This window comes from Paraburkholderia sediminicola (assembly GCF_046027825.1).
GTDB lineage: Bacteria > Pseudomonadota > Gammaproteobacteria > Burkholderiales > Burkholderiaceae > Paraburkholderia > Paraburkholderia sediminicola_D.
The window spans coordinates 1-13759 of sequence record NZ_JAQQDU010000052.1 but is presented as its reverse complement, the minus strand read 5'-3'; the positions used below and the strand labels follow the sequence as shown (position 1 = coordinate 13759).

The 13759-nt window shown below is 59.9% G+C and carries 22 protein-coding genes and 1 pseudogene; 9 read left to right on the top strand and 14 right to left on the bottom strand.

From position 1 onward, the window contains the following. Positions 1-77 precede the first annotated feature (77 nt). The 7 genes and pseudogenes from PQQ96_RS25575 to PQQ96_RS25545 all read left to right on the top strand — a co-directional run. Positions 78-974: a DMT family transporter gene (locus PQQ96_RS25575; RefSeq protein WP_408297940.1), complete on the top strand. Its 897-nt coding sequence runs from the start codon at positions 78-80 to the stop codon at positions 972-974. A gap of 178 nt (positions 975-1152) precedes the next feature. Further along, on the top strand, positions 1153-2103 hold the full coding sequence (locus tag PQQ96_RS25570; RefSeq protein WP_408297849.1) for a ketopantoate reductase family protein: 951 nt from the start codon (positions 1153-1155) through the stop codon (positions 2101-2103). Continuing rightward, positions 2100-2492 carry a VOC family protein gene (locus PQQ96_RS25565; protein ID WP_408297847.1) on the top strand — a complete coding sequence of 131 codons (393 nt, stop codon included), beginning with the start codon at positions 2100-2102 and terminating at the stop codon, positions 2490-2492. Before PQQ96_RS25570 ends, PQQ96_RS25565 begins: the two co-directional genes overlap by 4 nt. Position 2493: 1 nt before the next feature. Further along, positions 2494-2952 carry a MaoC family dehydratase gene (locus tag PQQ96_RS25560; protein ID WP_408297845.1) on the top strand — a complete coding sequence of 153 codons (459 nt, stop codon included), beginning with the start codon at positions 2494-2496 and terminating at the stop codon, positions 2950-2952. After that, entirely contained in the window at positions 2952-4172 is a 1221-nt protein-coding gene (locus tag PQQ96_RS25555; protein WP_408297843.1) for a CaiB/BaiF CoA transferase family protein, read from the top strand. Before PQQ96_RS25560 ends, PQQ96_RS25555 begins: the two co-directional genes overlap by 1 nt. Then, positions 4172-5005, top strand: a complete 834-nt coding sequence (gene aroE, locus PQQ96_RS25550) for a shikimate dehydrogenase (protein ID WP_408297842.1) — start codon at positions 4172-4174, stop codon at positions 5003-5005. The genes PQQ96_RS25555 and aroE overlap by 1 nt, the downstream gene beginning before the upstream one ends. Positions 5006-5023: 18 nt before the next feature. Then, positions 5024-5665 (top strand): annotated as a pseudogene (locus PQQ96_RS25545) (enoyl-CoA hydratase-related protein); the annotation flags it as partial. On the opposite strand, the gene PQQ96_RS25540 reads toward PQQ96_RS25545, so the two are convergent. The 10 genes from PQQ96_RS25540 to PQQ96_RS25495 all read right to left on the bottom strand — a co-directional run bounded on the left by PQQ96_RS25540 (position 5664) and on the right by PQQ96_RS25495 (position 11116). Then, positions 5664-6356 carry a terminase large subunit domain-containing protein gene (locus PQQ96_RS25540; protein WP_408297840.1) on the bottom strand — a complete coding sequence of 231 codons (693 nt, stop codon included), beginning with the start codon at positions 6354-6356 and terminating at the stop codon, positions 5664-5666. The pseudogene PQQ96_RS25545 and the gene PQQ96_RS25540 overlap by 2 nt on opposite strands. 3 nt (positions 6357-6359) lie before the next feature. Beyond that, positions 6360-6830: a terminase small subunit gene (locus tag PQQ96_RS25535; protein ID WP_408297838.1), complete on the bottom strand. Its 471-nt coding sequence runs from the start codon at positions 6828-6830 to the stop codon at positions 6360-6362. Positions 6831-7008: 178 nt separating this feature from the next. Further along, a complete protein-coding gene (locus PQQ96_RS25530) occupies positions 7009-7440 on the bottom strand; it encodes a hypothetical protein (protein WP_408297836.1) in 432 nt (143 codons plus the stop codon). Between the two features lie 153 nt (positions 7441-7593). Further along, positions 7594-7983 (bottom strand): HNH endonuclease signature motif containing protein, encoded by a 390-nt coding sequence (locus PQQ96_RS25525; protein WP_408297834.1) that lies wholly within the window; start codon positions 7981-7983, stop codon positions 7594-7596. 6 nt (positions 7984-7989) lie between these two features. After that, on the bottom strand, positions 7990-8490 hold the full coding sequence (locus PQQ96_RS25520) for a hypothetical protein (protein ID WP_408297832.1): 501 nt from the start codon (positions 8488-8490) through the stop codon (positions 7990-7992). A 272-nt stretch (positions 8491-8762) separates the two neighbouring features. Beyond that, complete coding sequence (locus tag PQQ96_RS25515; RefSeq protein WP_408297938.1) at positions 8763-9023, bottom strand: BrnA antitoxin family protein; 261 nt, start codon at positions 9021-9023, stop codon at positions 8763-8765. A gap of 7 nt (positions 9024-9030) precedes the next feature. Further along, on the bottom strand, positions 9031-9297 hold the full coding sequence (locus tag PQQ96_RS25510; protein WP_408297830.1) for a BrnT family toxin: 267 nt from the start codon (positions 9295-9297) through the stop codon (positions 9031-9033). 68 nt (positions 9298-9365) lie between these two features. Then, positions 9366-9938: a hypothetical protein gene (locus PQQ96_RS25505; protein WP_408297829.1), complete on the bottom strand. Its 573-nt coding sequence runs from the start codon at positions 9936-9938 to the stop codon at positions 9366-9368. Next, the gene (locus PQQ96_RS25500; RefSeq protein WP_408297827.1) at positions 9935-10183 is read right to left on the bottom strand and encodes a phage portal protein; all 249 of its coding nucleotides are present in this window, start codon (positions 10181-10183) and stop codon (positions 9935-9937) included. Before PQQ96_RS25500 ends, PQQ96_RS25505 begins: the two co-directional genes overlap by 4 nt. Positions 10184-10192: 9 nt before the next feature. Beyond that, positions 10193-11116, bottom strand: coding sequence for a hypothetical protein (locus PQQ96_RS25495; protein WP_408297825.1), 924 nt, complete (start codon positions 11114-11116; stop codon positions 10193-10195). A gap of 30 nt (positions 11117-11146) precedes the next feature. Here PQQ96_RS25495 and PQQ96_RS25490 point away from each other — a divergent pair, with 30 nt between their 5' ends. Then, on the top strand, positions 11147-11557 hold the full coding sequence (locus tag PQQ96_RS25490) for a hypothetical protein (RefSeq protein ID WP_408297823.1): 411 nt from the start codon (positions 11147-11149) through the stop codon (positions 11555-11557). Between the two features lie 16 nt (positions 11558-11573). Here the strand turns inward: PQQ96_RS25490 and PQQ96_RS25485 are convergent, their stop codons facing one another. From PQQ96_RS25485 to PQQ96_RS25475, 3 genes are all read right to left on the bottom strand, one after another. Then, positions 11574-11792: a hypothetical protein gene (locus PQQ96_RS25485; RefSeq protein ID WP_408297821.1), complete on the bottom strand. Its 219-nt coding sequence runs from the start codon at positions 11790-11792 to the stop codon at positions 11574-11576. 274 nt (positions 11793-12066) lie between these two features. Further along, entirely contained in the window at positions 12067-12270 is a 204-nt protein-coding gene (locus PQQ96_RS25480) for a hypothetical protein (protein WP_408297819.1), read from the bottom strand. Between the two features lie 107 nt (positions 12271-12377). After that, positions 12378-12605: a hypothetical protein gene (locus PQQ96_RS25475; protein ID WP_408297817.1), complete on the bottom strand. Its 228-nt coding sequence runs from the start codon at positions 12603-12605 to the stop codon at positions 12378-12380. Positions 12606-12670: 65 nt separating this feature from the next. Between PQQ96_RS25475 and PQQ96_RS25470 the strand changes: the two genes are divergently transcribed. After that, positions 12671-13225 (top strand): hypothetical protein, encoded by a 555-nt coding sequence (locus PQQ96_RS25470; protein WP_408297815.1) that lies wholly within the window; start codon positions 12671-12673, stop codon positions 13223-13225. 2 nt (positions 13226-13227) lie between these two features. Here the strand turns inward: PQQ96_RS25470 and PQQ96_RS25465 are convergent, their stop codons facing one another. Further along, positions 13228-13503 carry a hypothetical protein gene (locus PQQ96_RS25465; RefSeq protein WP_408297814.1) on the bottom strand — a complete coding sequence of 92 codons (276 nt, stop codon included), beginning with the start codon at positions 13501-13503 and terminating at the stop codon, positions 13228-13230. Positions 13504-13759: the final 256 nt, after the last annotated feature.

The following is a 13759-nucleotide window of genomic DNA, read 5'->3' as shown; positions in this document are numbered from 1 at the left end:
CATTGCCGAAATTCCACCGCTGTTGATCAGGCAGCCTAACCGCAGGCATCAATTTGAAACGCCAGATCACACTCCCGATGACCGCCGAAGCCGGCGTTCTGATGATGATCGCGACGACAGCAACGTTTGCTGCGAGCGATTCCGTCGTCAAGGTCATCGGCGCCGGCGCGCCGCTCGTCGCTATCCTTCTCGGGCGGTACAGTTTCCAGGCCATCGCCCTTGGCGCCTGGCAGGCGAGGCGCGGCATTGATCATTTTCGCAACGCCGGCATGCTGAAGCTGCAAATCCTGCGCGCGCTCTTTCTCCTTCTCAACTCGGCCTGCACGTTTGCGGGCCTGCGCTATTTGCCGCTCCCGGTCACCACCTCGCTGGCGATGATGGCGCCGCTGATTTCAACGCTGCTTGCAGCCACCCTGCTCAACGAAGACGTGCCGAAAAGCAAATGGTCGATGGTCGTTCTGGGCTTCATCGGCATGCTGATCGTCGTGCGGCCGGGCAGCGGCGATTTTAGCTGGACCGTTGCGTTCCCTATCGGCGCCGCCACGACCTTCGCATGCTTTCAGGTCGTGTCCAGCAAACTGTCGACGGCGGGAGACCCCATCACGACCAATTTTATTACCGCATTGGTTGCGAGCATCGCGCTCGTGGGTCTTCTATGGATCGATCAAGCGGACCTTCTGCCTGAAATCCGCAAGGTGACGGTCGGCAGTTGGCTCCTGGTTCTCCTGATGGCCTCACTTGCAACCTTCGGCCATCTGCTGATGCTACAGGCATTACGCAGAACGCCGCTCGCCCTGCTCACCCCGTTCGGCTACGCACAACTTGCGTTCGCGACGCTTTTTAGCTGGGCGCTCTTTGGCAAGGTCCCCGACATCTGGACCGCCTTGGGAATGCTGGTGATTGCCATTAGCGGGATCGGCACCGTGCTGCTACACGCACGCGCCCGGCTTCGCCAGGAAGTCCACTGCCTGTGACGGTGGGCCAATCGGGTCTGTACCAGCGCCAGCCTGTGAAGGGACTCGACCTAACGATGACGCGGTCGGGTGACGTGGTCTTCTGCGATATTGCCTAGCGCAATGACATCATTGAATCCATTGCATTGCCGACATGATCCCCGACTTGTATCTTGATCTCCATGTTAAGGAGACGGCAGTGAAGATTGCGATTCTAGGTGCGGGTGCACTGGGCTGTGCGATTGGTGCGGCGCTGACCGAAGGCGGCAACGAGGTCTGGTTGCTGAACCGCTCGGCGGCTCACGTTGAGGCGATGAGGCGTGACGGCCTACAGGTAGACGATACGAACGGCACCCGTCGCGTGAAAGTGCACGCCACGACACGGGCTGCTGAAGCCGACGTCGTCGATCTGGTCGTCGTGCTGGTCAAGTCATTTGATACCGATGCTGCGATGCGCGGCGCACTGGAATTAATTGGGCCCGAAACGCTCGTCCTGTCATTGCAGAACGGCCTCGGACACGAAGATGTGCTTGCCGATGTCGTGGGGCGTGAGCGGGTACTGGCTGGCAAGACTTATGTCGGTGGCGTGATGCGCAATCCGGGGCACATCGAGTCTGGCGTCGCCGGCAAAGCGACCCACATTGGCGAACTGGACGGCCGCATTACCTCCCGCGTGAATGCGATCGCCGAAACGTTCAATGCCTCCGGATTAGACACGACGGTCAGCGCCAATATCATCGGCACGATGTGGGACAAGCTGCTGGTCAATGTCGCGACTGGCGCGCTGACCGGCACAACCGGGCTCACATACGGCCAGCTTTACGACGAACCGCTTCTGAAGACGGCTGCACTCGCAGCGGTCGCCGAAGCGATGGCGGTCGCCGAGGCCGCGGGCGTGGCCCTTTCCATACTCGATCCTGAACGCGCGTGGACGCTCGCAGGCGAAGGACTTCCGTCGGCCTTCAAGACTTCGATGCTGCAAAGCCTCGAAAAAGGATCCATCACCGAAATCGACTTTATCAACGGCGCGGTCGTGCGCTGGGGACAACGGCACGGTGTGCCGACCCCAGTCAACGCGACGCTGGTCGCCTGTATCAAGGGCATCGAGCGTGCTATGGCCGACCGACAACGACAGGAGACAACCGCATGAACGGCAGCAAAGCTTATCTGGAGCACGTCGCCATCTGGGTGAAAGACATTCACTGGCACATCCACTTTTTCGAAGACGTGCTCGGCATGACGATGCGCGAGGTCGACGGCACCATCAATGAACCCCGGCAGTACTGGACGCTCGGAGGTCTGCAGTTCATTCATAACCCCGACCACGACGCGCCAGAGGGTCGGCTCGGTCACCTTGGGATCATGTGCGAAGACATGGAAGCCGCGCTCGTCGCGGCGCGGCGGTACGACGTCACCGAGATGCCACAGGGACGCAACTGGTTGCGTTTGCCGGACGGCCTCGCTGTCGAACTGATCCAGGCCAAACCCGCCTCGTGCGTGGCACGCGCACTGGACATCAACCCGCGTGCGGAGCTTTGACATGACGATTGTCGATAAATACTGGGATGACGCCCGCCAAGGTGACGAGTGCGTGAGTCCGACCTATACGGTCACCAAAGAACGCATTCTGGCCTATGCCGACCTCACTGGAGACCACACGCCTGTCCACGTCGATGAGGAATACGCGAACGCAAGCCACTTCGGGTCGATCGTCGCTCACGGCCTGTTCGGTTTGTCCATTGCCGATGGGCTCAAGACCCAAAGCGAATACCGTTTTCTGCCGGGCATGTCGCTCGGCTGGACGTGGGACTTCAATCTGCCGATCAAGGTCAACGACGTACTGCACGTGAAATTCCATGTTGGCACGATGCGGGCAAGCAAAAGCCGTCCGGACTGGGGCATTGTCGTACTGCCGTCGGAGTTGATCAATCAGGACGGCCAGGTCGTCCAGCATGGCGAGCACCGTCTGATGGTGCCGCGCCGACCGGGGGCATTCTGATGCAAGCACGTCCTCTTGAAGGTATCCGCATCGTCGATTACAGCCATTTTCTCGCCGGTCCCTATGTCGGGCGCTGTCTCGCGGCGCTTGGCGCCGAAGTGATCAAAGTTGAACGGCCGGGCACCGGCGACGCAGGACGTCAGCACGCCACCGTGCTCGACGATGAGCAAAGCGCCTATTTTCTGCAACTGAACATGGGCAAGCGCGGCGTCAGCGTCAACATGCGCGACCCGCGTGGTAAGGAGTTCATGCAGCGCCTGTGCGACTCGGCGGATGTCTTCGTCGAGAACTACCGGCCCGGCGCGTTGACCAAACTCGGGCTCGGCTACGACGAACTGTCGGCGCGCAATCCGGGGCTTGTCTACTGCTCTATTTCCGCCTACGGCCACACGGGACCGGACGCGCACCGTGCCGGTTTTGGCCTGATCGCAGAGGCGAAGAGCGGGATCATGCAGATGATTGGCAATCCCGGAGAGCCGCCGCCGCTGATGCGCATCTCGCTCGGTGACATGTACACCGGTATTCATGCGGTGGCGGCGGTCAATGCCGCGCTGCTGGGTCGCGTAAAGAGCGGTCGTGGACAGCACATCGACATGGCGTTGTACGACACGCTTGTATCGATGCATGAATACGCGGTGCAGTGCTACACGATGCAAGGCATCGTCCCTGAGCAGACCGGTCATGACATGCCTACGTCAACGCTCTATGGCGTGTTCCGTGCCGCGGATGGTGACCTGGTGATCGCCGCGCAAGTAGACGAGGCGTGGAAGCGCTTCGCGGCCCTCGTCGAGATGCATGGCGGACCTGCCGGCTTCGGTACGGATGCGCGATTCCACACGCTGAACGGGCGTAATGCCAATCGTCTGGAAATTCTTTCGGTGGTGAAGCCCTGGGTTGCCGGACGGCCGGTCGCTGAGGTGCTGGAACTGCTCGACAGCATCGACGTGCCTTGCGCGAAAGTGCAGCGCATCGATGAGGTGCTTGCCGACCCGCAGATCATCGCGCGCGGCATGGTGGTCGAGCAGCAACACCCGCGCTTCGGAACGTTGCGCCTGCCGAATCTGCCATTCCGCTTTTCCGACTGTGACACAACCATCCGCGAAGTCGGGCCGGACCTTGGTCAGCACAATGCGGAAGTGGCAGCGTCACTTGGCTTTGGTGCGGCCGAGATAGACGCCATGCAGACCGACGGCGTGTTGTATTCGAAAGTGAGGCCGTGATGAGCGACCAGTACGCAGTGATCGGCAATCCGATCGGCCATACGAAATCGCCGTTGATTCACCGGCTGTTTGCTGAAGCGTCGCAGCAGGACATGTCGTACACGGCAATCGAAGGACCGTTGGAGCCGCACGACGCTTTCGCTGCGACCGTCCGGTCGTTTATCGCCGGAGGCGGCAAAGGCATGAACGTGACTGCGCCCTTCAAGCTGAAGGCGTTCGCGATGGCCGACGAACGCAGTGAGCGGGCGGCGCTGGCTGGCGCGGCGAATGCGCTGAGCTTCAGGGACGGCCGGATCATTGCCGAGAACTTCGATGGCGTCGGCCTCGTACGGGACATCGAAGTCAATCTGAAACTGCCGATGGTCGGCAAGCGCGTGCTGCTTCTCGGTGCGGGGGGCGCGGTACGGGGCGCATTGCTGCCATTCATCGCGGCGCATCCCGCTGAACTCGTTGTTGCAAACCGGGATGTCGCGAAGGTCAAGGCGCTGGTCGCACAAGTCGCGACAGGCGATTCTCTCGTCGCATGCGGGTATGGCGACCTCGAGGCGATGGGGCGCTTTGACCTGGTAGTCAATGCGACGTCGGCTAGCCTCACCGGCGACCTCCCACCAGTACCACCGGGCGTATTCGGCCCGACGGGAGCAGCTTATGAGCTCGCCTACGGCAAGCGCCTAACGCCTTTTCTGCGACTCGCACGCAACGCGGGTGTACTGGGTATCGCGGACGGTGTCGGGATGCTCGTTGAACAGGCTGCCGAAGCGTTCTCGTGGTGGCGCGGCGTGCGACCGCAGACGCAGGCGGTGATCGACCGGCTTACTGTGCCCCTCGATTGACGCGTCCGGAGGACGTCGATGACACCTGAAACCTATCGCTATTGCCGCTACCAGGTCGATGGTCCCTTGTTGACCTTGACGATCGATCGGCCCGAAGTCCTCAACGCCCTGCATCTGGACGCGCACCGTGAATTCGCCGATGCGTTCGATCGCTACGCCGCTGATCCGTCGTTGCGCGTCGCGATTGTGACGGGTGCGGGCGAGCGCGCTTTCTGCGTCGGCACAGACTTGAAAGCGCTTGATTCGACGGGCGACCACACGAAGCCATCGACCGGATTTGCCGGCATCACGCACCGTTTCGACCTGTGGAAACCCCTGATCGCAGTGATAAATGGTCTGTGCCTCGGCGGCGGCATGGAGATTCTCGCAGCGTGCGACCTTGGTATTGCGGCGGATCACGCGCAATTCGGGCTGCCAGAACCTCGCGTCGGACTCGCTGCATTGGGCGGCGGATTATTGCAACGCCTCCCGCGCCAGATCGGCATGAAGGCCGCGATGGCGCTCGTCCTTACCGGCACACGGATCTCCGCCGAAGAAGCGAAGCGCATCGGCTTGCTCAACGAAATCGTACCAGCGGCCGAATTGATGAACCGTGCGCGCACGCTGGCGCAACAGATTCTCGCGTGTGCGCCGCTCGCCGTACAGGCGTCAAAACAGGTCATGTTGCAAAGCCTTGCGCGGGCGGACCTCGCCTCGACGATGCGTAAATCACGAAGCCTTCGGGCCGCGACGCGAGACCGCCGGTCGCTTCGCGCAACATGTCCTCTTCGTTCGGCTGCTTGCCGAACAGCCAAAGCTCGTCGATCAGCGTGCCGACGCTCTTTTTACCGCTGACCGTGTTTGCGTCGGCGGCGACGACCTTCAGCGCCGCGCCACTGACGCGATGCGTGATCGTCTTGATGTGCGTTTGCACCTGGAACAGTTCGTCGAGGTCTTCCTCGTGCTTCACCATATCCCGGCTCGGCGCAAAACTGTTGTTCGCAACCTCGATCGTCGGCGCCAGAATCGCGTACTCGGCCGACTGGCGCCAATTGAGGATCATCGCGGTCATCATGATCCCGGCAGCGAGCGTCGACTTGCTGTTCTTCTTCGGGATGCACACAAACCACTCGGTGATCAGCCGCCGCCCGCTATCCGGATCGTATGCACCGAAGATCGACGCAACGAGATCGAACACCCACTGCGCGCACGACTCGCCAAACGTCGGACTACCCGGCGCATCGACGATCTTGAGCTGCTTGAAGACGTTGAGCGCGATCTCGGCCTGCTCCGGAAAGATCGGTGGCGGGATGATCGAGCGACCAGACCGAAGCCGATCGGGCCAATCCGGGCACGCTGTCGACCATTCCATCCGTTACTTCCGGTTATTGACGACGAGTTTCGGCGTCGCCAGTGACGCAAACTTGTTCGCGGCCCTCTCGGCGGCCACGCCCTTCGCGTCCTTCTTGCCGGTCTCGCCGATCTTTGCGTGCACGAACGGCATCAGCGCTTTTGCGGCGTCAACGCGCAGTTTCGGCTCGGTCCGACCGTCGTTCATCGCGGCGACCAGAAAAGCCTTCGGATCGGTGAAGTTCGTCACCACATACGGATCGAAATCCGGTGGCGGCGATCGATCAATGGCAGGTTTCGCCGCCGCAGCAGCCTTCGATTCCTGCTCAATTCGCTGCGCGGCCATGTAAAGGGCCACATCTTTGTCTTTAACAAGGCGCGAACCGGCCGCCGATGCCGTCGCGGCGCTGTAACCTGCCGCGATTGCCGCGTCCTTATTGGCTTTGCCGGCCAAAACAGCGTCGGCGAAAAGCCTTTTTTTCGCTGTTAAAGCCATTAACAAAATCCTCAAAAGGGAAAATTTTCTGCGCGTGCGGGAACGGTCGGTCTAGACGGTTCGAATACCAAAAGTTTCGATTCCCCCCGGCACAGGAGCCACGGGGACGACAAGTAGACTGCTGCGCCTGCCAGACCTCGGCAGAACAAGCTTGCGGGACATTGCCGCGGCAAGCAGCTTAAGCAGACGGATCGCCAAAGCTGGCGACTGCATACCAGACTAGGGAAAACAAACCGATGAAGACCATCACGCCTCGTTCGAGTGGCGTCATCTTGAAGTGCACCATGAGCGCAACACACCCGCCGGCCAGACAGATGAACCCGAAATATGCCAACAGCATAACGAGACCAAAAAACAGAATCTCGAGCCATCCGTCGCCGCTGCGATGCAGCGGTCGCTCCCCCAAGAGCCACGCCGAAACGAAGCTCACGAGTGCCCAACCCGCTCCGGTGGCCGCCGTTCGCTGTTGCATGTCAATTTGGTCGCTCGGGATAGTGGCTAACGTCACCAAAACAAGTAGTCCCGCTGCGGCACCGCCAAGACATACCGCGTGTGTATCTTCGACGAAGAATCGAAGCATTTCAGAAGCCTTAACGGACCACTTTGACATGTCGCACTCCAAGAAGTCGCTAGCCAGTATCGAACTAGAACAACACAAACGAATCGGCGTCAAGCTTTGTCGTCTGTTTATCGGCCTGCTTCTTAGAGAAATCAGCGCGCTCTTTCTTTATGTTGCTCCGCTCCGCGCCAGCTTCCTCCCGCGTCAACCCACCTCCCGATCCGCACGCTGCTTCTCGCTATCGTGGTGCGGTTTGCACAGCGTTTGGATGTTCCTCAGATCAAGGCGCAGGCTTTCTTTGCCTCGGTGCGGAGTAATGTGATCGCCGATTGTGCCAAGCGGCTCAGGTAGGCCGCGCTCGGCACATGTGAGAATGACATCGTCTGGTGACATGCCCACCATGCCGAGATCACGCAGGCAGTACACACAATGCGGATGCTCGGCGAGATGCTTGGCGCGGAACTTCTGCCAGTCGTAGCCGTAGCCGCGCGCAGAGCTACTCGTCTTACCAGCGCGCCATGAACCAACCTCTGCAATGACGACGCGACTCGGCAGTGACTGCAATCGAGTCGGCAATGTGCGAAGGCGCGGCATGTGGTGTTACGCAGCAGCCGGATACAGCGCGGCGAGCGCGGCGTTCGTGCCTGCCTGCACTTGCTCGACCGTGAGCGACGTATCGACGGACTTCAGCGCGAGCGCGATCTGAACCGCGGTGTTCACGTTGTTGCCTGCGGTTGCGGCTTGGGTGTCTGCTGCGGGAGCGCTCATGGCTACCTCGGGTTGCTTTGATTGAATGGTGAATTCACCGTCTTTCGTAATGACCCAGCGACCAGCAACGTCAAAGCCAATTCCGGCGATATACGTCCGACCGTCTTCGACAACGGTGCGCAGCGTGCCGAACTCAGACTGCGCCTTCTCGATAACGTTTTTTTCGATCGCTTTCGCCTCGCCACTGAACCACGAGGCGATCTTCTGAATGATGGCTTTGAAGTTCATGGTGGGCAGGTAGAATCGTTGCGCCGGAAGGGCCGGCGAACATGGAGAAAAAACGATGACAAAACCGGACGGCGGGTACGCGTTTCCAGTACCTGAGAGCGTCAACGGCGGGAACGTCAAACGTGCAAGCGACAGGGCCTGCTCTCTAGGCCGACAACATCTAACACCATTCCTCGATCAGCGAGTTCAGTTGCAGCGTCCGCATATGCGTGGGCTGATGCAATGATCGAAGCGAGAGACAAATCGCCGACCGATGGCGAGGCGCAAGAGTAAAGAAAAAGCCCGCGCGGCGCTAACCGTGCGGGCTTTTCTTTGGACGAGCGAACTCACCACGAGCGAAACATTAGCAAAAGATTGCCGGGTTTACAAGCCTTATTTCAGGCAGGGTGATGATCTTTCAGCCAGTCACGCAATGCATCATTCATGCGCGTCTGCCAACCATCGCCAGTCGCCTTGAACGTCTCAACGATGTCCGCATCGTACCGAACCGACAGAAGCACCTTCGGCGTTTCGAGACGCGGTCGCCCGCGCGCGCCGAGGCGCTTCATCTTCTTGAAGTCCTCGTCCGACACTTCGTACGTGTCCGGATCAGCGGCAATGCCGCGATTGATTGCCGCGTCCTCTTCGTCCGTCGGCATGACAATCTTACGTTTGTTCATAGCTCTTCACCTCGCGCTTGTTCGCCTTTCGCATGCTGATGATGTGCATTGCGTCGCCGCGCTGTGTGAACACGACGCAGAAAAGGCGATCATCAATGACGCCGAAGCCAACTTCGCGCACCTCCTTGTAGTCGCGCCGCGCATCGACGTAGGCCATCACTTCGGACCAGTCCAACATTACTGCCATTTCGAGCGAAACACCGTGCTTATCGATGTTCGATTCGTTCTTTGCGGTGTCGTAGGTGATGTCCATGCGAATAATTGTAGCTACGTTTAATTACAACTGCAACTATTATTTGTAGCTACGCTTATTTAAGCGACTCAAATGAGAGATTTCGCCAGCAGGCCGGGGCGAAGCGCGCGCTTGGCATCGGCGTAATCGGCGTCCTGCGCGGCCGGGCTGCGCGGATTGCGGAACACCACCGCCCCAGCGACGAAGTTGCGGCACGCGGTCATGACGGCCACGCGGTGCGCGAGCGACAACTTCTGGATGAGAGGATCGACAGCCTCGCCAGTTGCGATGCGCAATTGACGATCAACGACTTCGGAAAGGTCGTCATAGTCCATCCATTGATTACTGATTTTGAAGTCGCGGCAGCTCGCCAACACGCGACCATGTCCGAGCGCGAGTTCGTATGCCTGACTCCACTCGTACCACTCGGTGAGCACAGCGTCGATCTCGTCTGCTGCAATGGCGTTTGTCGTCATATTGGGTAGCCTCTTTCCGTATTGTTCGCAACGTTCGCCGTGCATCATTCCAATTGCGCAGATCGTTTGCATAGCACCGAGAAATTCGTAGATTCGTTCGTGCGGACAGCCTTTGCATGTCACGCTCTCAATTGCGATCAGTGCCTCGACCGGATCGCGATACAGGCCACGCGGCCGTGCCGTCACATAACCACCGTGAAGTGAATGCCGTGATACGTGAACCAGTCGCTGAGCGCATGGCGCAGCTCTAGGCTGTGCGGCCACGCATATTCGATCTGCAGGCCGTTTTCGGTCCAATCCAGCTTGCCGCTGAACGGGCAGTCTTCGAATGCAATCAGCTTCGCGCCAGTCGCCTCATCTGTGTGCTGGCGACCAAACGACGTCAACTCGTCGGGGACGTCGCCGTATTGGATGTATGCGTGTGCGCTCAATGTTTCACCTCAGTCAAAACGAATCGTCGAACCCTTTGCAAGGCCCGAACACACCGCGCCAGTGATGCGCTTTCCGGTCGGCCCCGTTGCAGCGAACCGCGTATGAAATTGGTCGCTCTCAGCACAATCGAATAGGCCGTAGCCTTCGACGCTGACATCGGTGAAGCCTGCGGCGTCGAGTGCGCGCCGCGCGGTTTTCTCGTCTGTGCAGGCGCTCAAGAGCGCCGCGAGCGAGATAGTCAGGACAAGATTCTTCAAGATGCCCTCCGTGACGTCCCATTCCAGATCACCACTGGCGAGAAACGCTGCCAGCGTCTTTCGATGCGTATTCACCCACACTTGCACACGGATGGTTCCATCGGCCTTGAAGCCTGCAGTCGACACGTGCTCCCTCAAGTCGTCACCAATCTCAATGTCGGCCCAGATATAGCCGCGCCCCATCGTGCCGCGGTCATTAGATTCGCGCACCGGCCCATACAGCCGCGCAACCTTGAACCAAGCCCCGTGATACGCCGATTGCGCACGACCGCGAACGCGACGCAGCGACTTCAACGGAACATTCACAAACACCTCCATTACGCTGCCTCCAGCATCGTTAATCCCATCTTGCGAGCGCGCCGCGGCTCCCAACGAGCTAGCGCGTCGTCGAACGCCACGCACTTCTTTTCGAACGGCGCGCCGCTGTTGTCCAGCCAGTCGTGGCACTTCGCGCAGCCCGGCGCCGCCGCGGTGCCAGTGGTCGTGACGCAGGGTCGCGGACTGGCTGAGATCGCCGCCGACCGCGCCGGGGCAGTCGCGAAACTGGCGCGAGTCACGGAACGTCGATGCGGTGACCGGTGCGCGACCGTCCGGATTGAGCGGGCGACGCTGATGGCCCGGCCCGATGCCCTGACGGTCGAAGCGGAACAGGCGAAGCGCGCCGAGGCTGCGCAAGACAGCGCCGCCGCAGCACGCGCCGCAGGGATGGCCGATCCGGTGACCGGCGCCCTGACCGCGTTTGGCCTACCTACCGCGCACGCCGATCTGGTCGCAGGCCTCGCGTTCGCCGCGGTGCTCGAAGGCGTCGCCTGCTTTGCGTGGCTGCTCGCTCTGCGGCCCGCACCCGCCCAGCAAGGGAGTAACACCGAAGTAACGGAGCGAGTCACGGCAGAAAGTCACGTCGTTGCACCAGTCGCGCAGCCGGTCGCGGTCGAGTCCGCCCCGGTGCTTCGCCTGCCAGTAGTCGAGCAGGCCGACGACGTTACCCGAGTCACGACCGCAATCGCCGCTGGCGAACTGCGCGGCACTGTGACCGAGATCCGCAGGTTCCTGGGCTGCTCGCAGTCACGCGCAGCAGCGGTCCGAAAGCAACTTGAACCCCAACCGATTGAGTGAGGCGAGCATGAGCAAATTACGCATTCAGACTACCAGCAAGCAGTCGATCGACTTTCCGCTCTGCGTCATGCTTGGCCTCGCCAAGCGCAATAGCTGCGCTACGCGCGCGCAGGCCACGGCACTCGGTGAAGTGCTGACCGTCGATCGTGTACCACCACGAGAATTTCCCGCGCGGACGCTCATTGATCTCAAGCGAGATCACGCGGTCGTTGTACATGTAGGTTTCGGTCTCCATGCGCCTCCCCAAAGGTCTGACATCGAAGCCAGTCTAGGCCGCCGAGAGACGAAGGGCAAACCCTGGAGCGCCGCGCACGAGACTGCGCAGCGCCGGAACCTGATACACCACTGAAGCAGAGACGCATATGAGCGGCGCTTACTACAACGAGATCGATCCATACGCCGCGCAGTGGCGGCGCAACCTGATCGCCAAGGGGCATATCGCCGCCAGCGACGTAGATGAACGGAGCATAGAGGATGTTCGACCAGACGACCTTCGTGGATACACGGCACTATTTCATCGCGTCGATGCGGCGTTCCGCGTCAAAACGCGCCTCTTCAATCGCCTGCTCCGAAGTTCCCACAAGCGTCTCCGGGTTCTTCCAATAAATGGGCGGCTTGGTAAACGTGTATGCCCAGTCCCACCGTCCGTCCTTTTGTTGGGTCACGTAAACGCTGTAGTTGAATTCCTTGTACGAGAAATTGTGGCTGGCCATGAAGGTCTCGCTCGAGGTTTTTGAGGAATCCTAGCATGACTCAAAACTTCACCAATCTCCGCGGAGTAGCGATGTTCGAACGCGCGACACTTGTTGACGGATCGTTGTCAGAGCTGATCGATATATACGCGCGCGTACGCGTCGGCGGCGTCCCGAGCCTGCGACTCAGTATCGAAGTAGCCCGGCACCAGGCGCCCGTCCAAAATAAGCTCCTGCCTTCCGTCCGCCAAGTCTTTCCCGAGCCGCAGCTCACCCTGCCATTTCGAACCATTCGGGTCTGCCGAAGTGGTCGAGATCTCATACCAAAAGTGCAAGTACTTCGTGCGCTGGGTCATGGCGTTCTCCCTATTTCTGGAGTGATCGTAGCATGAAGGAACGTCCTATCCTTTTCAGTGGCGCAATGGTGCGCGCGCTGCTCGACGGCAGCAAGACGCAGACGCGCCGCGTCATCAAAGCAACCGAAGTCGCAGACGCACAGTCGCTCGGTACGAAGGCGATCTGCTGCCCGTATGCCGAAGGTCAGAAGCTGTGGGTGCGCGAGACGTGCCGTGCAGAGGAACTTCCCGGCGGACAGGATGGCGTTCGCTATGAGGCTGATGGAGCTTTTGTCCCTATCAAGAACTCGCGCACGGCGGCCGAGCAGTGGATTGACCTGAATGCTTACCGCGGCCTAGTGGGAGCCCAAGTTCCGCCGATCCATATGCCGCGCTGGGCATGCCGCCTTGAGCTCGAAATCACGAACGTGTGCATCGAACGGCTGCAGGACATAGGCGGAGCGAACGCGATCGCAGAAGGCGTCCATTCAGGCTCATGGGAATATGACAACGGCGAAGGCACCGAAACCGCGCGCGAGTCGTATCAATGTCTGTGGGACAACCTTAACGCCGCGCGCGGCTATGGATGGGATGCGAACCCCTGGGTGTGGGTGGTCCAATTTCGGACGGACGCCACGTGACCTTATCCGTTCCCCATTTCGTACCAATCTCCGCAAAGCTCGAGCTTGGTTTCATTCTTCTGCATTCGCTCAAGAGCCCACGCGCCAGCCTCAGACGTCGCCTCATCCCGGGAGCCGAATTCTGTAATCAAGCGATGTTTCACCGCCGGTACAACAGGTCTCGCATGATTGACCTTTCGCTCGAAAAAGACGAAGGCTTCCCACTTTCCGTTCGGCAACTCCGCAGCGACAGCCCAAGCGAAATAACCATTCTCTTCAAAAAGCGTGTGGTTCGACATATGTGCCTCCCTCGTGGTTGTTGCAAATCCTAGTATGACCGAAACAGCAAGCCAACTCCTAGAACTCACGCGCAAACACCGGGGTGTGACATGGACCTTGTAAAAGGCAAACGCGTAAGCGCGACCGAGGCGGCCGGGATCCTCGGCGTCCCGCGCTACGCGATCAGCCGGATCGACCGAGCCGGCGAGATCATCCAACGATACAAGCTCGGTCACAAAACGCACGTCTACGAGCTCGAATCACTCTATAAATTTC